The 17824-nt window shown below is 70.9% G+C and carries 21 protein-coding genes, 1 tRNA gene and 1 riboswitch; of the genes, 13 read left to right on the forward strand and 9 right to left on the reverse strand.

Annotation, left to right across the window (positions count from 1 at the left end; all coding sequences use genetic code 11):
* The first annotated feature begins 91 nt into the window (after window positions 1-91).
* The 3 genes from pstC to pstB are packed head-to-tail and all read left to right on the forward strand — an operon-like array spanning window position 92 to window position 2970.
* Window positions 92-1042: a phosphate ABC transporter permease subunit PstC gene (gene pstC / locus DEJ08_RS16170; RefSeq protein WP_071404716.1), complete on the forward strand. Its 951-nt coding sequence runs from the start codon at window positions 92-94 to the stop codon at window positions 1040-1042.
* Between the two features lie 13 nt (window positions 1043-1055).
* Complete coding sequence (gene pstA / locus DEJ08_RS16175) at window positions 1056-2141, forward strand: phosphate ABC transporter permease PstA (RefSeq protein WP_111024123.1); 1086 nt, start codon at window positions 1056-1058, stop codon at window positions 2139-2141.
* A 49-nt stretch (window positions 2142-2190) separates the two neighbouring features.
* The gene (gene pstB, locus DEJ08_RS16180) at window positions 2191-2970 is read left to right on the forward strand and encodes a phosphate ABC transporter ATP-binding protein PstB (protein ID WP_027466631.1); all 780 of its coding nucleotides are present in this window, start codon (window positions 2191-2193) and stop codon (window positions 2968-2970) included.
* A 274-nt stretch (window positions 2971-3244) separates the two neighbouring features.
* On the opposite strand, the gene DEJ08_RS16185 is transcribed toward pstB, so the two are convergent.
* From DEJ08_RS16185 to DEJ08_RS16195, 3 genes are all read right to left on the reverse strand, one after another.
* Window positions 3245-4120, reverse strand: coding sequence for an anti-sigma factor (locus DEJ08_RS16185; protein ID WP_111054095.1), 876 nt, complete (start codon window positions 4118-4120; stop codon window positions 3245-3247).
* Complete coding sequence (gene sigK, locus DEJ08_RS16190; RefSeq protein WP_027466633.1) at window positions 4117-4716, reverse strand: ECF RNA polymerase sigma factor SigK; 600 nt, start codon at window positions 4714-4716, stop codon at window positions 4117-4119. Before sigK ends, DEJ08_RS16185 begins: the two co-directional genes overlap by 4 nt.
* 543 nt (window positions 4717-5259) lie before the next feature.
* The gene (locus DEJ08_RS16195) at window positions 5260-5889 is read right to left on the reverse strand and encodes a hypothetical protein (protein ID WP_027466634.1); all 630 of its coding nucleotides are present in this window, start codon (window positions 5887-5889) and stop codon (window positions 5260-5262) included.
* 127 nt (window positions 5890-6016) lie between these two features.
* On the opposite strand from DEJ08_RS16195, the gene DEJ08_RS16200 reads away from it, so the two are divergent.
* The 4 genes from DEJ08_RS16200 (at window position 6017) to DEJ08_RS16215 (ending at window position 7727) form a co-directional block, all read left to right on the forward strand.
* A complete protein-coding gene (locus DEJ08_RS16200; RefSeq protein WP_017888098.1) occupies window positions 6017-6178 on the forward strand; it encodes a hypothetical protein in 162 nt (53 codons plus the stop codon).
* 53 nt (window positions 6179-6231) lie between these two features.
* A tRNA-Lys gene (locus DEJ08_RS16205) sits at window positions 6232-6304 on the forward strand.
* A gap of 89 nt (window positions 6305-6393) precedes the next feature.
* Window positions 6394-7230, forward strand: coding sequence for an SGNH/GDSL hydrolase family protein (locus DEJ08_RS16210; RefSeq protein ID WP_071404713.1), 837 nt, complete (start codon window positions 6394-6396; stop codon window positions 7228-7230).
* A gap of 176 nt (window positions 7231-7406) precedes the next feature.
* Window positions 7407-7727, forward strand: coding sequence for a hypothetical protein (locus DEJ08_RS16215; RefSeq protein ID WP_027466636.1), 321 nt, complete (start codon window positions 7407-7409; stop codon window positions 7725-7727).
* 87 nt (window positions 7728-7814) lie between these two features.
* Here the strand turns inward: DEJ08_RS16215 and DEJ08_RS16220 are convergent, their stop codons facing one another.
* Together DEJ08_RS16220 and DEJ08_RS16225 are read right to left on the reverse strand one after the other, a co-directional pair.
* Window positions 7815-8747, reverse strand: a complete 933-nt coding sequence (locus tag DEJ08_RS16220; RefSeq protein ID WP_111054096.1) for an aldose 1-epimerase family protein — start codon at window positions 8745-8747, stop codon at window positions 7815-7817.
* Window positions 8744-9598 carry a DeoR/GlpR family DNA-binding transcription regulator gene (locus tag DEJ08_RS16225; protein ID WP_110863128.1) on the reverse strand — a complete coding sequence of 285 codons (855 nt, stop codon included), beginning with the start codon at window positions 9596-9598 and terminating at the stop codon, window positions 8744-8746. The genes DEJ08_RS16220 and DEJ08_RS16225 overlap by 4 nt, the downstream gene beginning before the upstream one ends.
* Window positions 9599-9662: 64 nt before the next feature.
* Between DEJ08_RS16225 and galT the strand changes: the two genes are divergently transcribed.
* Together galT and galK are read left to right on the forward strand one after the other, a co-directional pair.
* Window positions 9663-10760, forward strand: a complete 1098-nt coding sequence (gene galT / locus DEJ08_RS16230; protein ID WP_111054097.1) for a galactose-1-phosphate uridylyltransferase — start codon at window positions 9663-9665, stop codon at window positions 10758-10760.
* A complete protein-coding gene (gene galK / locus DEJ08_RS16235; RefSeq protein WP_111054098.1) occupies window positions 10757-11896 on the forward strand; it encodes a galactokinase in 1140 nt (379 codons plus the stop codon). Before galT ends, galK begins: the two co-directional genes overlap by 4 nt.
* A gap of 142 nt (window positions 11897-12038) precedes the next feature.
* Here the strand turns inward: galK and DEJ08_RS16240 are convergent, their stop codons facing one another.
* The 3 genes from DEJ08_RS16240 to glyA all read right to left on the reverse strand — a co-directional run bounded on the left by DEJ08_RS16240 (window position 12039) and on the right by glyA (window position 14840).
* Window positions 12039-12488, reverse strand: a complete 450-nt coding sequence (locus DEJ08_RS16240) for a hypothetical protein (RefSeq protein WP_111029046.1) — start codon at window positions 12486-12488, stop codon at window positions 12039-12041.
* Between the two features lie 142 nt (window positions 12489-12630).
* A complete protein-coding gene (locus tag DEJ08_RS16245; protein WP_111054099.1) occupies window positions 12631-13566 on the reverse strand; it encodes a tetrahydrofolate dehydrogenase/cyclohydrolase catalytic domain-containing protein in 936 nt (311 codons plus the stop codon).
* Window positions 13563-14840 carry a serine hydroxymethyltransferase gene (gene glyA / locus DEJ08_RS16250; RefSeq protein ID WP_017888107.1) on the reverse strand — a complete coding sequence of 426 codons (1278 nt, stop codon included), beginning with the start codon at window positions 14838-14840 and terminating at the stop codon, window positions 13563-13565. Before glyA ends, DEJ08_RS16245 begins: the two co-directional genes overlap by 4 nt.
* Window positions 14841-14936: 96 nt before the next feature.
* A riboswitch (ZMP/ZTP riboswitch) is annotated at window positions 14937-15021 on the reverse strand.
* 38 nt (window positions 15022-15059) lie between these two features.
* Here glyA and clpS point away from each other — a divergent pair.
* Window positions 15060-15347 carry an ATP-dependent Clp protease adapter ClpS gene (clpS, locus tag DEJ08_RS16255; RefSeq protein WP_111054100.1) on the forward strand — a complete coding sequence of 96 codons (288 nt, stop codon included), beginning with the start codon at window positions 15060-15062 and terminating at the stop codon, window positions 15345-15347.
* Window positions 15344-15817: a DUF2017 family protein gene (locus DEJ08_RS16260; RefSeq protein ID WP_071404705.1), complete on the forward strand. Its 474-nt coding sequence runs from the start codon at window positions 15344-15346 to the stop codon at window positions 15815-15817. The genes clpS and DEJ08_RS16260 overlap by 4 nt, the downstream gene beginning before the upstream one ends.
* Window positions 15818-15859: 42 nt before the next feature.
* Here DEJ08_RS16260 and DEJ08_RS16265 read toward each other — a convergent pair whose 3' ends face one another.
* Window positions 15860-16732, reverse strand: coding sequence for an NAD(P)H-binding protein (locus tag DEJ08_RS16265; protein ID WP_111047029.1), 873 nt, complete (start codon window positions 16730-16732; stop codon window positions 15860-15862).
* A 75-nt stretch (window positions 16733-16807) separates the two neighbouring features.
* Between DEJ08_RS16265 and DEJ08_RS16270 the strand changes: the two genes are divergently transcribed.
* Window positions 16808-17263 carry a MarR family winged helix-turn-helix transcriptional regulator gene (locus DEJ08_RS16270; protein ID WP_071404704.1) on the forward strand — a complete coding sequence of 152 codons (456 nt, stop codon included), beginning with the start codon at window positions 16808-16810 and terminating at the stop codon, window positions 17261-17263.
* Between the two features lie 55 nt (window positions 17264-17318).
* A complete protein-coding gene (locus DEJ08_RS16275) occupies window positions 17319-17753 on the forward strand; it encodes a MarR family winged helix-turn-helix transcriptional regulator (protein WP_220035434.1) in 435 nt (144 codons plus the stop codon).
* The last annotated feature ends 71 nt before the right edge of the window (window positions 17754-17824 follow it).

Raw genomic sequence — 17824 nt, forward strand, 5'->3', positions numbered from 1 at the left:
GGGCACTCAGCCGTCCAGGACACCACCCGGACGCGCACCACCACCCCAGAACCCGTCGCCTCCCCCGGCGTTCCTCCGACAGGAGTACCCCATGACGACCGCACCGGCCCAGCCAGGGGCCACCGTCACCCCGACCAAGCCGAAGCCCGTCGTCCGTGTCGGCGACCGCGTCTTCTCCGCCGCCTCGGTCATCGCCGGCGGCCTCATCCTCTTCGTGCTCGTGCTCGTCGCAGCGTTCCTCGTCTGGCAGAGCATCCCGGCCTTCTCCGCCAAGGTCGGCGAGCTGCCGGGCAAGGCCACGAACTTCTGGGACTTCGTCGGCCCCCTGGTCTTCGGCACCGTCTGGTCCGCGCTCATCGCGCTCGTGATCGCCGTGCCGCTGTCCCTCGGGATCGCCCTCTTCATCTCGCACTTCGCGCCGCGTCGACTCGCGCCGGTCCTCGGCTACGTCATCGACCTGCTGGCCGCGGTGCCGTCGGTCGTCTACGGCCTCTGGGGCATCGCCGTGCTGGCGCCCCTGGTGAAGCCGTTCTACGTGTTCCTGAACGAGTACATCGGCTGGTTCCCGCTGTTCTCCGGCCAGGTGTCCGGCACCGGTCGCACGATCCTGACCGCGTCGATCGTCCTCGCCGTCATGGCGATCCCGATCATGACCGCGGTCATGCGTGAGATCTTCCTGCAGGCCCCGACCCTCAACGAGGAAGCGGCCCTGGCCCTCGGCGCGACCCGCTGGGAGATGATCCGCCTGTCGGTCCTGCCGTTCGCGAAGTCCGGCATCGTCTCCGCGATCATGCTCGGCCTCGGTCGTGCACTCGGCGAGACGATGGCGATCGCGCTGGTGCTGTCGGTCTCGACGAACGTCACGTTCCAGATGCTGACGTCGCAGAACCCCTCGACGATCGCCGCGAACATCGCCCTGCAGTTCGCCGAGGCATCCGGCACGGCCCTGAACGCCCTCATCGCGTCGGGTCTGATCCTCTTCGTCATCACCCTGGTCATCAACATGCTCGCGCGGTACATCGTCCGCAGCCGAGTCAGCTGAGAGGTCGCACCCGATGTCCCTCGCGCTCCGTCAGACCGGCACCGCCGGCAACGTCTACGCCAACGGCAAGCTGCACGCCTCCGTCCCGTGGCTGCTCCTCGTCGGCAGCTGGGTCGCCCTCGTCCTGGTCTTCGCCCTGCTCAACGCGGGTGGCGCCGTCAAGGACTTCAACGTCGTCGCCGCGATCTTCCTCGGCACGGTCCTGTTCGACGTCCTCATCGTCGTCATCTCGCGCATCGTCGAGGGTGGCCGCAAGGCGGTCGACCGCCTGGTCACCTCGCTCGTCATCACGGCGTTCGTCATCGCGGTCCTGCCGCTGGTGTCGCTGCTCTGGACGGTCATCGCCAAGGGCGTCGCCCGCTTCGACGCGAACTTCTTCTCGTACTCGATGCGCGGGGTCATCTCCGAGGGCGGCGGCGCAGTCCACGCCCTCATCGGCACGCTCGAGATCACGCTGTTCGCGGCGCTCATCTCGGTGCCGATCGGCCTGCTCACCTCGATCTACCTGGTCGAGTACGGGCGCGGCGCACTGGCGAAGGGCATCACGTTCTTCGTCGACGTCATGACGGGCATCCCGTCGATCGTCGCCGGTCTGTTCGCCTACGCGCTCTTCGCGCTGTTCCTCGGCCCGGGTGCCCGATTCGGCCTGGTCGGCTCCGTCGCCCTGTCGGTGCTGATGATCCCGATCGTCGTGCGCTCCACCGAAGAGGTGCTGAAGATCGTCCCGATGGAACTCCGCGAGGCCTCGTACGCCCTCGGGGTGCCGAAGTACCTCACGATCCTCAAGGTCGTGCTCCCCACCAGCCTCGCCGGCATCACCACCGGCGTCATGCTCTCGATCGCCCGCGTCATCGGTGAGACCGCCCCGCTGCTCGTCACGGCCGGCTTCACCGCGAGCATGAACTACAACCTGTTCCGTGACCCGATGATGACCCTGCCGGTGTACGCGTACACGCAGTACTCGCAGCAGGGCGCCAACCCGGTGCCGTTCGTCGACCGGGCCTGGACCGCGGCCCTCGTGCTCATCCTGATCGTGATGCTGCTGAACCTGCTCGCTCGGTTCATCACCCGTCTCTTCGCCCCCAAGCTCAGCCGCTGACCCTCCGCCCCCGCGGAACCAGCGACACCACCCACCCAGAAGGATCAACGTGTCCAAGCGCATCGAGGTCGACGGCCTCAACGTCTACTACTCGAAGTTCAAGGCGGTCGAGGGTGTCGACATCACCATCGAGCCCCGCACCGTCACGGCCTTCATCGGCCCGTCGGGCTGCGGCAAGTCCACCTTCCTCCGCACCCTGAACCGCATGCACGAGGTCATCCCCGGCGCATGGGTCGAGGGCTCGGTCAAGATCGACGGCGACGACCTGTACGGCGCCGGCGTCGACCCCGTGCTCGTCCGTCGTCAGGTCGGCATGGTCTTCCAGCGTCCGAACCCGTTCCCCACGATGTCGATCCGCGACAACGTGCTGGCGGGCGTGAAGCTCAACAACAAGCGCGTCTCCCGCTCCGAGGCCGACGACATCGTCGAGCGCTCGCTGCAGGGTGCGAACCTGTGGAACGAGGTCAAGGACCGCCTCGACAAGCCCGGCATGGGTCTGTCCGGTGGGCAGCAGCAGCGTCTCTGCATCGCCCGCGCGATCGCGGTCGAGCCGGACGTGCTCCTGATGGACGAGCCCTGCTCGGCCCTCGACCCGATCTCGACCCTCGCCATCGAGGACCTGATCGAGGAGCTCAAGAAGGAGTTCACGATCGTGATCGTGACCCACAACATGCAGCAGGCGTCGCGCGTCAGCGACAAGACGGCGTTCTTCAACATCGCCGGCACCGGCGCCCCCGGCAAGCTCATCGAGTTCGACGACACCGCGACGATGTTCTCGAACCCGTCCGTGCAGGCCACCGAGGACTACGTCTCGGGCCGCTTCGGTTGATCGGCATCCGTCCGTCGCACTGACGGACGGCCTGGAGGCCCGGTGCACGTCCGCCACGGACGCGCACCGGGCCTTCGTGGTTGCGCCGGGTGCGACGGCAACCCGCGGGACGTGCGCATGTTCCGACGATCCACGCGTCGATCGACTCGTGGTTCGTCGCTCGATGCGCACGCAGACGTTGCGTGCGCATGTTCCGACAGTCCGCGCGTCGATCGACTCGTGGAACGACGAAAGGTGCCCGCGCATCGACTGCACGGGCACCTTCCGGAATGCGTCAGGCCGTGGTGGTGGGGACCGCCATGATCGGCGAGGTGGTCGGCTGCTCGGAACCGCCCTCGGGCTCGACCGTCATCCCGATCGTCGCGCCCTCGGACATCGCGCCCTTGAGCACGGCGGAGTGCACACCGTCAGCCGCACCGTCGACCAGGCCGGCCGACTTGATGGTGCCGCCCTGCTCCTCGGAGCCGATGTACCAGAGCTCGTACGTCTTGCCCTTCGGCGCCTGCTCGACACCGTCGAGGATCACCGCGGACTTGCCGAGGTCGTTCGACCACACGACCGTCGCCGAACCGCCGCCCGCGACCTTGGTCGTCGTGCGCTGGAAGTCCGAGGCGGCGTAGATGCGGTCGAGGCCGCTCGAGGCCTGCGTGGTGCCGGTGCCGGAGCCGTTCGGGTCGAAGATCGACCCGACGCCGAGTCCGCCGAAGAAGACCGCGGCGACGGCAGCTGCAGCCGTCAGCATGACCGCCGGACGCTGGAACCAGCGGCGGCGAGCCTCCGACGATGCCCGGCCACCGGCGGTGGGGCCGTCGGCGATCGAGGCGACGTGCCTGGCGGGCTCGGGACGGGCCTCCTGGACGGAGGTGGTCTCGGCGGCCGGGGCCTGATCGACCGTCGTGTCGGCGAGGGGCGCGGCCTGGGGGGTCGTCGCGATCCGGGCCAGCAGCGACGCCTTCAGCGACGCGGGGGGCTCGATCGGTGCGACGGCGTAGGCGAGCTGCAGCGCGGTCTCGCGCAGGGAGTCGTTCTCGGCCTGCAGCTCGGGGGACGTCCGGAGGGCGTCCTCGAGGAGCGCGCGCTCGTCGTCGGACAGCGCGTCGAGTGCGTGGGAACCCGTCATCAGTGCGGGGTCGTCGTGGCGTTCGGTCATGAGGTCACCCCCATCTCGTCTCGGAGTCGGATCATCCCGTCACGGAGACGGGTCTTGACGGTGCCGATGGGGACACCGAGGTGTTCGGCCATCTCGCTGTGCGAGTAGCCGCCGTAGTACGCGAGTTGCACGGCCTGCCGCTGGAACTCGGTGAGCTTCGCCAGCGCTCGGCCGACGCGCTCGTGCTCGATGCGGATCTCGACGGACTCGGAGACCTGGTCGAAACCGGCCTCGAGGTCGCGGATGCCGATCTTGGTGTCGCGGTCGTGCGACGACTGCGAGGCACGGACCCGGTCGACCGCTCGGCGGTGGGCCATGGTGAGGACCCAGCTGGCGGCCGTCCCACGCTTCCGGTCGAAGCGGGTGGCCTGCTGCCAGACCTCCAGGAAGACCTCCTGCGTGACCTCTTCCGACTGCGCGCGGTCCCGGAGGAGGCGCGTGATCAGACCGAGGACCCGACCGGAGAGTGCGTCGTAGAGGTCCGCGAAGGCGGCTTGGTCACCGGCGGCGACCCGGGCGAGGAGGTCGTCCGGCGATGCCTGAGCTGGCTCTGACGAGCTCCAGCGTTCGGTGTCGCTATCCACGAGGGCAAGCATTGCAGGTTTCCCTCCTCTCGGTTGCTTTCGTTGACCAGGCGGGTAGCACGAAGCCTCCGCATGGGCGGTCGAGACGAGGGGCCGGCGTGACCCACAGGGAATTGACCGGCGGTGCCGGTCCGGGTCACACCGGGCCTCTCGCTTCGTGACGGGCATTCCGTCCGTCACGCAGATGATTCGGTGCGGTCCCCGCTGTGGATTGGATGGGGGTCGGGATTTCTCGGCGGGATGGGCGCGGCGGGCCTGCACCGGGGTGCGCGCGGGCACGCCCGGGGCCGGTTCTGTCCACCATGAGTGAACAGGGTCGAGTGATCAGCCGACGTCTCGTAGACTTGGTCTCGCCGGGCCGCAGCAAGCCCCGGGCTCCAAAATTCGCCGCTTCGAGCGGCCTCGCGCCGAGAGGCGCTTCTGCGGCCCGGTCTTTTTGTGCCCGGACGCGGTCGCGTCCGGGTTTTCTGCTGCGCGGCCCTTGGCCTGGCGCGTCATCGCGCTGCTGCGCGGCCCTGGCCTGGAGGCCCGGTGCGGGTCCGCCCCGCCGCTCGCTCAGTCCAGGCTGTCGCGGCGCCAGAGCGCCGCAGCCTCGGTCAGGTCGGCCGCCAGCTCCGTCAGGCGGAGCGCCCGCGTCGTGAGTTCGCTCGCGCGCTCGGACGCCACCAGGTCGGACTCGTCCGCCACGGCGGTCGCGCCGGCGGCGGTCAGACGGCAGAACGACGCCCCGCGGTCGAGCGCCACCGCGAGGTCGCCCGTGTACAGGCCGTGCAGGATGCGGTCGGCGAGCGTCAGGATCTCCGCCGGCCCCGTCGGTTCCTCGGCACCCGCGACCGCCTGGTCGATCGTGCCGATCTGCGCCGTGCCCCGCTCGAACAGGTACGCGATCTCCTCCGGGTTCTGTCGGATGACGATCCGCACCAGGTACACCCGCCAGAGCGCCCCCGGCAGGGTGTGTGCCCCGACCCGCGCCCACAGTTCCGCGATGGCGTCGATGCCGTGCACGTCGGTGTAGGTGACGAGCCGCTCGACCACGGCGGGGTCCGGGTCCTCGCGCACCCGGTGCAGCAGGGCGTTCGCGGTCTCGTGCGCGACACGGTTCACGAGCGCCGGGTCCTCACCGCCCTGGATGGCGGCGAACTCGGCGTCGGTGAAGTGGACTGGACGGTGGTGATCGCGAGGCACCGCAGCAGTGTAGGCGCGGTCGGTGACACGCCCGCGTCCCGTTCGCCCAGAACGCAACCGCTGCGCCACGCGTACCGTGTTGCGGCAGGGAGGCGCTCCTCCCTGCACGTGAAGGAGAGGACCATCCATGAACGCCCTGCTCATCATCCTGGCTGTGATCGCAGTCATCCTGCTGTTCGTCGGCGGTTTCGCTGCGAGCCTCAAGTTCCTGCTCTACGTCGGCATCGTGCTGCTGATCATCGCGGTCATCGCGTGGCTGCTGCGGACGCTCACCGGACGCCGGGGCTGACCCGGTCAGACGGTTCCGTCTCGGAGGCCCTCACCCGCTAGCCTTGCGGGTGAGGGCCTCTAGCTCAGTTGGTAGAGCACCGGACTTTTAATCCGAGGGTCGTGGGTTCGAGCCCCACGGGGCCCACACCTTCCTGAACGCCGGCTTTTCATCCGAGGGTCGTGGGTTCGAGCCCCACGGGGCCCACCCATTAGCTCCTGTCTAGAATGTCCTCGATGGGCCGACGATCGCAGCGCGAACGGCCGGGCACCCCCACCGGCCCGGCGACGATGCGCCGACGCCGCCGGAAGCTGGTGCCGGCACTCGCCCTCGGCGCGATGGCACTCGGGGTCTCCGGACTCCTGCTGATCCTGCCGAGCGTCTCGAGTGCCTGCCAGCCGGTGTCCTCGTCGACCTCGGCCTCGGCCGTCGCTGCCCCCGGCGTCTCGGCCGACCGCGTCGCCGCGGCGATCGAACCCGGGTCACGCGTCCTGATCGTGGGTGACTCGTACACCTCGGGTCGGGGCTCGGCCAGCGGACTCCGCGGCTGGGCACAGGACCTCAGCGAGGACCGTGGGTGGACGGCCAAGATCGACGGGTACCCGGGCACGGGCTACGTCGACACCGGTCGGACCGGTTCGTCGCACTACACGTACGGGCCACGCCTCGAGCGGCACGCCTCGTTCGACCCCCAGCTCGTGATCGTGCAGGGAAGCCAGAACGACTGGCTCGTCGACTCGGACACCCTCCGCGCCACGGTGGAGCGGACTCTCCGCACGGCGCAGCAGACCTGGCCGGATGCCGTCGTCGTCGCGCTCGGCCCGTCAGCACCGCTCCCGTGGGCGAACTCGACCGTCGGGGTCGCCGCGTCGGTCTCCGCGGGTGCCGCCGCCGCCGGTGTCCCCTACGTTGACGCCCTCGCCGGCAGGTGGTTCACGTCGAGCAACAGTCCGGGGTACTCCGCCGTCGACGGCGGCCACCCGAACGACGCCGGCTACCAGTACCTGGCGGACCGCGTCGGCGAGTCCCTCGACGCCCTCGGCGCACCCGTCGGCAGCGCCCGCTGCGTCTGAGCGGCGCCGTCTGCTCCTGAACGGGGTACAACCCGTCCCCAGCGGGCTCATGGGAGATCCCCTGCCCACCACAGCCCGCCCTCAGCGGATTGTTGGGCTGCCGCCGATAGTGTCGTTCCCGGATCCGATCACCGGATCCTGCAGCACAGCACCACCACGAACGAACGGGGTACACCGTGATCGAGCCCATCGAAGCCACGCAGACCAGCACCACCGGTGACGCGCGCCGCATCGTCGAGCTCGCAGCAGCGACCAACACGACGATGAGCAACGAGCTCCTGCTCGACACGCTCCGCCGCAACGCCCAGGTCACGACCCGCCACATCCGCAAGGACTTCATCGAGGTCGCGACGGCCACCGCCGTGCTCGGCTACGTCTGCCGGCAGCGCAAGGACTTCATCGCGCTCCGTGGCGACGACCCGGCGTGGGCGCACGAGGTCGGCCGGTACGCGACCGAGTCCCTCGCGGTCGAGGCACTTCGGATGCGCCGCGGCTGACGCCCGGCGTCCGACACGAACACAGAAGGCCCCGCCGGACACCCGGCGGGGCCTTCTTCGTGTCGGTGGTGGCGCCGACCGGAGTCCTCAAGACCAGACGCGGCGGATCCCCCACGACCCGGTCCAGGTCTCGTCCGGCTCGAGCCAACGCAGGCCCTCGCCCGAGTTCAGGGCATTGGCGGGCGCCGTCATCGGTTCGACCGCGACGGCGAGGCCCTTCCCGTCGCCCCGCGGGTACTCGCGCGAGGTGAAGACCTGCACGTAGGGGAACGAGGCGTCCTGCCAGAGCTCGACCCCGTCGCCCTCCGGCCCGTGCATCGTCGTGCGGCGGATCCCGTCGGCGTCAGGGGTGACGTCCTTGTAGGCGGTGTCGAGGTCCGAGTCCCCGGCACGTCGCCCCTGGCGCAGGTCGTACGGCGTGCCCTCGACCGGCACCGAACCGTTCGGGACCTTCTGCTCGTCGACGGTGAAGGCGGTCGCGGCGTCGAGCGTGACGACCAGGTCGTCGGCGGGGGTGTCACCGGCACGCAGGTACGGGTGCGCGCCGACGGCGAAGGGTGCGCGGACGCCCGAGCGGTTCGTGACCTCGTGCGTGACACGGATGCCGTCGTCGACGAGTTCGTGCAGCACGCGCGTCTCGAGGGTGAAGGGCCACCCGTGCTGCGGGTGGATCGTCGCTTCCTGCTGGATCGACGTCTCGGTCTGCGAGACCACCCGGTACGGGGCGAACCGGAGCAGTCCGTGCGACGCGTTGCCGTACTTCGGCTCCGAGACGTCGAGCTGCTGCCGCTTGCCGTCGAGCTCCCACACACCACCGGCGACGCGGTTCGGCCAGGGCGCCAGGACGATGCCGTTCGCCCCCGGCGGCTGCTCGGTCACGGGGAACGGCTCGGTGATGTCGAAGCCGGCGACGCGGAGTTCGCGGATGCCCGCGGCGACCTCGGTGACCACGGCTTCGACGACCCCGTCGGGTCCGGCGTGGTGGAGGCGGTACTGGCCACCCGTGGGTGCTGCGGTCATGGGGTGTTCTTCCTTCCGGCTGGTTCGGTGTGCTGCTCGCCGTCGGCGACGATCACCTGGGCCCCGGCCGCCCGGATCGTGGCGACCGCGGCGGCGTCGGCCTCGGCGGTGACGACGACGTCGATGTCCTCGAGCGCGCGGACGACCCCGATGTGGGCCCGGCCGAACTTCGACCCGTCCGCGACCACGACCGTACGCCGGGCCGTCGCCGCGAGCATCCGCTTGGCCTCGGTCTCGGGCAGGTTCACGTTCGTCAGGCCGTGGTCGACGTCGAGTCCGGTCCCGCCGAGGAACACGAGGTCCGCGGCGATCATCGGCAGGACCGCGCCGTTGAAGGGCGCGACGAGCGAGTGCTGCAGGGGCCGGAGGGTGCCGCCGGTGACGATCACGGTGAAGCGCGGGACGGCTCGCTCGAGCGCGAGCGCCGTGGTGAGGGAGTTCGTGACGACCGTGACGCCGGTGAGCTCGGTGCGCGCCACGAGGGCCTCGGCGACGGCGGCCGGCGTGGTGCCGACGTCGAGGACGACGCACTCCCCCGGGCGGACCAGCGCAGCGGCCGCACGGCCGATGGCGGCCTTGGCCACCTGGTGCTCGACGGCGGTCTCCTCGAAGGGGCGCTCGGTGGACCCGGCCCCGAGGCGGACCGCGCCTCCGTGCACCCGCCGGATCCGGGCCTCCTGGTCGAGGACGGCGAGGTCCTGGCGGACCGTCACCTCGCTGGTGCCGAGGGACGCGGCCAACGCGGCCGTCCGGACCATGCCGGGGGCGCCGTCGACGATCGCGACGATGCGGTCCTGCCGCAGGGGCGCGGGCAGCGCGCCGGCGAGGAAGGAGAGGTCGGCGTCCGTCATGTGCACAGTTTCGCTTGCTTCCGATGTCTTTCGCAACGCTTCGGATCGGCGCTAGGCTGTTCCGGTGATCACCAAGCGCGTGACGAAGCTCGCGGACGGCCGCGACCTCTTCTACTTCGACGACGCCGACTCGACGCTGCCCGCAGAACGCAGCATCGACGAGCGCGTGCTCGACCCGCGGCCCGAGACGGCGCGGATGCGGCAGGACGTCCTGACGGGCGAGTGGGTTTCGATCGCGGCGTCCCGGCAGAACCGGGTGTTCCTGCCGCCGGCCGACCAGGACCCGCTCGCACCACAGAGCCCGGCCAACCCGTCCGAGATCCCGAGCCGCTACGACGTCGCCGTGTTCGAGAACCGCTCGCCGTCGTTCGGCCCGCTGCTCGAAGCCGACGACGCCCCCGAGTCTCTCGAGTCCCTGAGCGACGTCGGCCTGAACCGCCAGCTCCGCTCGGTCGGCCGGTGCGAGGTCGTGTGCTTCTCGCCCGAGACGTCCGGGTCCTTCGCCTCCATCTCCGAGTCGCGTGCCCGCACCGTCGTCGAAGCCTGGGCCGACCGCACCGCCGCACTCTCCGCGATGCCGGGCGTCCAGCAGGTGTTCCCCTTCGAGAACCGGGGCGAGGCGATCGGCGTCACGCTGCACCACCCGCACGGGCAGATCTACTCGTACCCGTACATCACGCCGCGCACCCAGCGCCTGCTCGCGAGCATCGAACGGTTCGGTCCGGACCTGTTCGAGCAGCACCTCGCGAACGAGCGGGGTTCCGAGCGGGTCGTCCTCGCTGGCGAGCACTTCACCGCCTTCGTCCCGTTCGCCGCGCGCTGGCCCATCGAGATCCACATGCTGCCGCACCGCCACGTCCCCGACTTCGCCGGCCTGACCGACGCCGAGAAGGACGAGCTGGCCCACATGCACCTCCGGCTCACCCGCGGGCTCGACGCGCTCTACGGCGACCCGACGCCGTACATCGCCGCGTGGCACCAGGCCCCGGTGCACACCGCCCGCGACACCGTGCGGCTGATGCTGCAGATCACCTCGCCGCGACGTGCGGCGGACAAGTTGAAGTTCCTGGCCGGCAGCGAAGCCGCCATGGGCGCCTGGATCGGGGACCTCGTGCCCGAGAAGGCGGCCGAGTTCATCCGACAGGGAGTCGAGCGCGCATGACGTTCCAGCAGGTCTACGGGTACGAGCCGACGGTGCGGTACTCCGCCCCGGGTCGCGTCAACCTGATCGGCGAGCACACCGACTACAACGACGGCTACGTGCTGCCCTTCGCGATCGACCGTCGCACCACCGCCTCCATCGCGCAGCGCGACGACCGGACGATCCGCGTCGCCTCCGCCTTCGACGCCACGAGCGAGCCGGTGGCGCTGTCCCTCGACGACCTGTCGCCCGAGGCGATGGGCGGCTGGTCGGCGTACGTCTTCGGCATCGCCTGGGCCCTGCGCGAGCAGGCCGGAGCCGATCTGGGCGACAAGACCGGGTTCGACGTCTTCATCGAGTCCGACGTCCCGGTCGGTGCCGGCCTGTCGTCCAGTGCGGCGATCGAGTGCGGTGTCGCGCTGGCGTTCAACGACCTGTGGGAACTCGGCCTCGACCGGAAGACCCTGGCGCGCGTCGGGCAGTACTCGGAGAACCACGCCGTCGGTGCCCCCACCGGGATCATGGACCAGTCCGCCTCGCTGCTCGGCGAGCAGGACGCCGTCGTGTTCCTCGACTGCCGCACGCTCGACACCGCCGTCGTCGACCTGGCGCTCGAGGCGAACGGGCTCGAGGTCCTGGTGATCGACACACGCGTCGAGCACGCCCACGCGACCGGTGGCTACGCGGCTCGTCGGGCCTCGTGCGAGAAGGGTGCGCGGGTGCTCGGTGTCGAGGCACTGCGTGACGTCAGCGTCGAGGACCTGCCTCGTGCGCAGGAGCTTCTGGACGACGAGACCTTCCGCCGCGTACGGCACATCGTGACCGAGGACCAGCGCGTCCTCGACACCGTCCGCACACTGCGCGAACAGGGCCCCCGGGCGATCGGTTCCCTGCTCGTCGCGTCGCACGAGTCGATGCGCGACGACTTCGAGATCTCCGTGCCGGAGCTCGACCTGGCCGTCGCGACCGCGGTCGAGCAGGGTGCCGTCGGTGCGCGCATGACCGGTGGTGGGTTCGGCGGTGCGGCGATCGCGCTGGTCGACCAGGAGTCACGCGGGGCGATCGCCGCCGCCGTCACCGTCGCCTTCGCCGACGCCGGGTTCCGCGAGCCGAACGTGTTCACGGTGCACGCCGCGCAGGGCGCCCGGCGCGACTGACGGCGCTCCGCCGCTCGACGTTTCGCGCTGAGCCGCTCGCGCGCTCGACGTTTCGCGATCAGCGACAGTTCACGCGGCGATCAGCCCGTGGACTGTCGCTCAGCGCGAAAGAACGGCAGCGCCCGGCCGCGCCCGCGCCGACTCAGCCGAGGTAGTCCGCGTACCGGACGTACTCCACCACGTTCCCGAGCACGAACGGGTGCGTCCGACCGTGCTCCACGGCCCACTCCACCCACGCGGTCTGCGCCGGCATGAGCAACCACACCAGGGCGGTGGTCCCGAGCACGGCGGCCAGGGTCAGGCCCATCACGGTGTGCTCGTCGAACCGGGCTGCACCTCGGCGGGCGATCGCGACGACGAACCCGGCGACCGCGAACCCCACCGTCGCGAGCGTCCATCCGGACCAGGGGCCCGACGTGAACGTGTACTCCTGGCCGGCGTGCACGAAGGTCGTCGCCCAGGTCGACCCGGGAGCCTGGAACAGCACGCAGATCGCCACGATGACGATCAGCCACCGGGCGTCCTTGGTCAGTTGCGACGGCTCGGGCCGGGCTCGCATCACCGGCGTCGTCTGCAGTCGTTCGTCCCCCATGCCGCGACCGTAGCACCGGCGGAGTGCACTTCGTGAGCAGCAATGGTCGGGTGCGATGACGCCACCCGACCATTGCTGCACACCATCGCGACGCGACCAGCACGCGAGCGTCACGCGAGCGCACGCCGCGCGCGACCGCGCGCTACTTCAGCTGGCGCTCGGCGGCCTCGACGACGTTCTTCATGAGCATCGCGCGGGTCATCGGCCCGACGCCACCGGGGGTGGGCGACAGGAAGCCCGCGACCGACGCGACCGCGGGGTCGACGTCGCCGTGCAGCTTCGCCTTGCCGGTCTCCTCGTTGACCACGCGGGTGATCCCCACGTCGATGACGGCGGCTCCGGGCTGGACCCAGTCCGGCTTGACGAGCCCGGCGACCCCGGCCGCGGCGACGATGATGTCGGCGCGACGGCACTCCGCGGCGACGTCGGCGGTCAGCGAGTGCGTCAGGGTCGCGGTCGCCTCGAGCCGCGTGAGCAGCAGGCCGAGCGGCCGTCCGACGGTCAGCCCCTGGCCGATGATCGTGACGTGCGCGCCACGGATCGGGATCTCGTACGCGTCGAGCATCGCGACGATGCCCCGCGGGGTGCACGGCAGCGGTGCGTCGATCGTGCCGGCACCACCGGGCACGGCGAGCACGAGCTCGCCGAGGTTCGTCGGGTGCAGGCCGTCGGCGTCCTTCGACGGGTCCATCAGCTCGAGCATCGGCGTCGGGTCGATGCCCTGCGGCAGCGGGAGCTGCACGATGAACGCGGTGACCCGGGGGTCGTCGTTCATCTGCAGGATCGCGGCCCGGATGTCGGCAGCGGACGCCGTCTCGGGCAGGTCGATGCGGTGCGAGTCGAGCCCGATCGACGCCGAGTCGCGGTGCTTGCCCGCGACGTAGGACATCGAGCCGGGGTTCGAGCCGACCATGATCGTGCCGAGACCCGGACGGATGCCGTGCTCGTGCAGGCGGTCGATCCGGCCCCGGAGTTCGTCGAGCGTCCGGGCGGCGAGGGCCGTGCCGTCGATGCGGACGGCACTCCCTTCACCGGCCCAGAGCTCGCGCGGGAGCGCCGCGCTGACCGAACCGCTCACGCGTAGAGCGGGAACGCGTCGGTCAGGACCTTCACCCGCGCCGAGAGCGCTGCGACGTCCGGGTTCGGCATGAGGGTCAGCGCGATGATGTCGGCCACCTCGGTGAACTCGGCGTCGCCGAAGCCGCGGGTCGCCAGCGCCGAGGTGCCGATGCGGACACCCGAGGTGACCATCGGCGGGCGCGGGTCGAACGGCACGGAGTTGCGGTTCACGGTGATGCCGACCTCGTGCAGCAGGTCTTCGGCCTGCTTGCCGTCGACCTCGGACGCGCGCAGGTCGACGAGCACCAGGTGCACGTCGGTGCCGCCGGTGAGCACGTCGATGCCCGCGGCCTTGGCGTCGTCGGCGGTCAGACGGGCGGCGAGGGCCTGGGCGCCGCGGATGGTGCGCTCCTGACGGTCCTTGAACTCCGGGGTGCCGGCGAGCAGGAACGCGGTGGCCTTCGCGGCGATCACGTGCATGAGCGGGCCGCCCTGCTGGCCCGGGAAGACCGCGGAGTTCAGCTTCTTGAACAGGGTCTCGTCGTTCGACAGGATGATGCCCGAGCGGGGGCCACCGAGGGTCTTGTGGACCGTCGACGAGACGACGTGGGCGTGCGGCACCGGGGACGGGTGCAGCCCGGCGGCGACGAGGCCGGCGAAGTGCGCCATGTCGACCCAGAGCTTCGCGCCGACCTCGTCCGCGATCTCGCGGAACTTCGCGAAGTCGAGCTGGCGCGGGTAGGCGGACCACCCGGCGATCAGGACCTTCGGCTGGTGCTCGATGGCCTTGGCGCGGATGTCGTCGTAGTCGACCTCGAAGGTCTCGGGGTCGACGCCGTACGCCACGGCGTTGTAGATGCGGCCCGAGAAGTTGAGCTTCATGCCGTGGGTCAGGTGACCACCGTGCGCGAGCTCGAGGCCGAGGATGGTGTCGCCGGCCGAGGCGATGGCGTGCAGGACGGCGGCGTTGGCCGTGGCACCGGAGTGCGGCTGCACGTTCGCGTACTCGGCACCGAAGAGCGCCTTGGCACGGTCGATGGCGAGCTGCTCGGCGACGTCGACGTACTCGCAGCCGCCGTAGTAGCGCTTGCCCGGGTAGCCCTCGGCGTACTTGTTGGTGAGCACGGAACCCTGCGACTCGAGCACGGCACGCGGCACGAAGTTCTCGGACGCGATCATCTCGAGGGTGTCGCGCTGGCGGCCGAGCTCCTGCTGCAGGACGGCGGCGATCTCGGGATCGACCTCGGTGAGCGGGGCGTTGAAGGCGGCGCGTGCGGCGGCCTGCTCGGCCACCTCGGCCGAGTCGGAGACGAACGGGGGCAGATCGGCAATGGACACGGGACTCCTACGGTGTGCGGACGACCAGCTGGTCGCACTCGGACGGTCGGTCGGTGCAGCCCAGGCGTACGGCCGCGCACCGTGTCTTTGTCGCTCCCCGATGGTGACCCATCCAACGCCAGTCGCGACCTGACGATCGTACCGAGCCACCGCACCCTGTGTCACCCTGGATGCATGACGCTGCTCTCGCCCGACGTGGACGAACGGACCAGTGCGCGGGCGGACACCCCGTGGGTCACGGTGGTGTGGGACGACCCGGTGAACCTGATGTCGTACGTCACCTACGTCTTCCAGCGGCACTTCGGGTTCTCACGCGAGCAGGCCGAGCGGCTCATGCACCAGGTCAACGACGACGGCCGGGCGATCGTGGCGACCGGCCCGCGTGAGTCGATGGAGGCCCACGTGCAGTCCATGCACGGCTACGGGCTGCAGGCGACCGTCGACAAGGCCCCCGAAGCGTGATCCCGTTCGTCCGCCGCGCCGACGGCGTCCACCTCGGCCTGTCCTCCGGCGAGCGCGACCTGCTCGCCTCGCTCACCGAGCAGCTGCAGCAGGTGCTCGGCGGTGACCTGTCCACCGACCCGATCAGCGAGCGGATGTTCCCGGACGCCTACCCCGGCGACGACGCGGCGAGCGCGGAGTTCCGGAAGTACACGCAGTCCGACCTGCTCACGCAGAAGACGACGAACGCCTCGATCGTGCACGACTGGCTGACGGGTACCCGCGATGGTTCGCTCGACGCCGAGGACGAGCAGGCGTGGCTCCGCACCCTCACCGACCTGCGGCTGACGATCGCTGACCGGCTGGGCATCGAGGACGCCGACGACGAGGAGCGCTCCGTCGAGGCCGACGCGGGCGTCGGCCTGCGCGACGTCTACGACTGGCTCGGCTACGTGCAGGAACACTTGGTCGTCACGCTCACGTCGCGCTGACGGCCACGGCCTGGAGGCCCGGATCACCTCCGGTGCGGCGGGTCACCCCAGCAGGTCGTCGCGGTGGGCTCGCGCCCAGTCGGTCAGGCTCCGGGGTGCGGTGCCGGTGATGCGCCGGACGTCGTCGCTCATCACGTCGACGCCGTCGAGACCGCGGCGGACGACCCGGCCGAACTGCTGCCGGAGCCCCTCGGCCTGCCACGCGGGCACGCCGCTCACGCGCAGCACGCCGGCGTAGACCCGGCTCGGCAGGTGCAGGGCGCGCACGGGTCGGCCGAGCCCGGTGGCGAGCGCGGCGGCGACACCCCGCGCATCGAGCAGGTCCGGGCCGGTGAGCACCGGTTCGGTGCCGTCGTGGCCGTCCTCCGTCAGCACCCGGGCGGCGGTCCGGGCGATGTCCTCGGTGTCGATCCAGCCGATCACCCCGCGGCCCGTGGTGTGCGGGAACCACCCCCGTCGGATCGCCGGGGCCGAGGGCTGCACGTTCGTCATGAACGACGAGGGGTGCAGGATCGTCCACGCCAGCCCGCTCTCGCGCACCAGCCGGTCGATGTGCCAGGCGGCGCTCGCCCACGACATCGGGGAGTGCTCGGCGGCGTCCCCGCCCGACAGCTGCACGATCCGGCCGATCCCTGCACGCTGCGCCGCACGGACCCCGGTGGTGCCCTGCTCGCGCTGCCGCTGGCTGACCGGCGTCACGAGGAAGAACCGGTCGACCCCCTCGAGCGCCGCGGTGAGCGCGTCCTCGTCGTCCAGGTCGGCCAGACGTCCGTCGATGCCCCGCGCCCGGAGCGCGTCGACCTGTTCGGGCCGTCGGACCACGGCACGCACCGTCACCCCGGCCGCCCGCAGCAGCTCCGCAGTCTTGCCCCCGACGTCCCCGGTCACGCCGGTGACCGCCACGATCTCGCCCATGTCTGCTCCTCGTCCCGCTGACCCATTCTGGTATCAGTTTCCTGATACCAGAACGTACGCCGGTACGATCGCCCCGTGCCCCAGGAACTCCCAGCCCCGCGCGACGACGTCGACGGCATCGTGGCGTGGACGGTGATCCGGGCCGCACGGACGCTCTCCCGCCGACTCGCGGCCGAGCTGGCGCCGCTCGGGTTGACACCCGTGGAGTTCGGGGCGCTCATCCAGCTCGCAGCGGCCGGCGAGCTCAGCCAGGCCGACTTGGCGCGGGCGGTCGGCGTCCGACCGCAGAGCATGACGACGCTCGTCGGGGGGCTCTCGACGCGGGGACTCGTGGAGCGGGGCGCCGCACCGGGCCGGGGACGGGCCTCCCGGATGCGGCTGACCGACCAGGGCGAGGCACTGCTGGCACGCGCCCACCCGATCGTCCGGGCGAGCAACGCGTGGTTCGGCGACGGTGCGGAACCGGTCTCGGCGACCCTGCTCCCGCTGCTCGAGCCGGACGCGGGCGATGACGGTTCCGCCGTTCCCTGAGCGATATCAGAAGGCAAACTTGCAAGGTGCGCTGGTGACGGACTAGCCTCCGGGCGTGACCGACGCACCGGAGACCGACCCGACCGACCTGGCCGACGCCGTGCTGACGATGCACGGACGACTGCGGCGGTCGTTGCTGGCCTCGAAGTCGGACGACGTCACGGCGTCGCAGACCGCCGCCCTCGGACGCCTGCTGCGGCACGGGCCGGCCACCATCGCCGACCTGGCGCGAGCCGAGGGTGTCCGACCGCAGTCGATGGGCGCGACCGTCCAGGCCCTGGTCGACCTCGGCCTGGCCGAGCGGCAGGCCGACCCGACGGACGGCCGACGGGCGATCGTCAGCGCGACGGCGGCCGGTCGGGACGCCCGCCAGACCGCCTGGGCCGCGCGGAACCACGAGCTCGCTGAGCGGCTCGCGACCCTGCCCGAGACGGACCGCCGCGTCGTCGCGCGGGCGATGGACCTGCTCGGGCCGATCGTCGATCCCTGACCCGCACCCCTCGCCCAGCCCTGCAACCGGAAGAAGCGTCCTCACGTCCACCACCACCACGACCCCCGACA

It is taken from the genome of Curtobacterium sp. MCLR17_054 (genome assembly GCF_003234335.2).
GTDB lineage: Bacteria > Actinomycetota > Actinomycetes > Actinomycetales > Microbacteriaceae > Curtobacterium > Curtobacterium flaccumfaciens.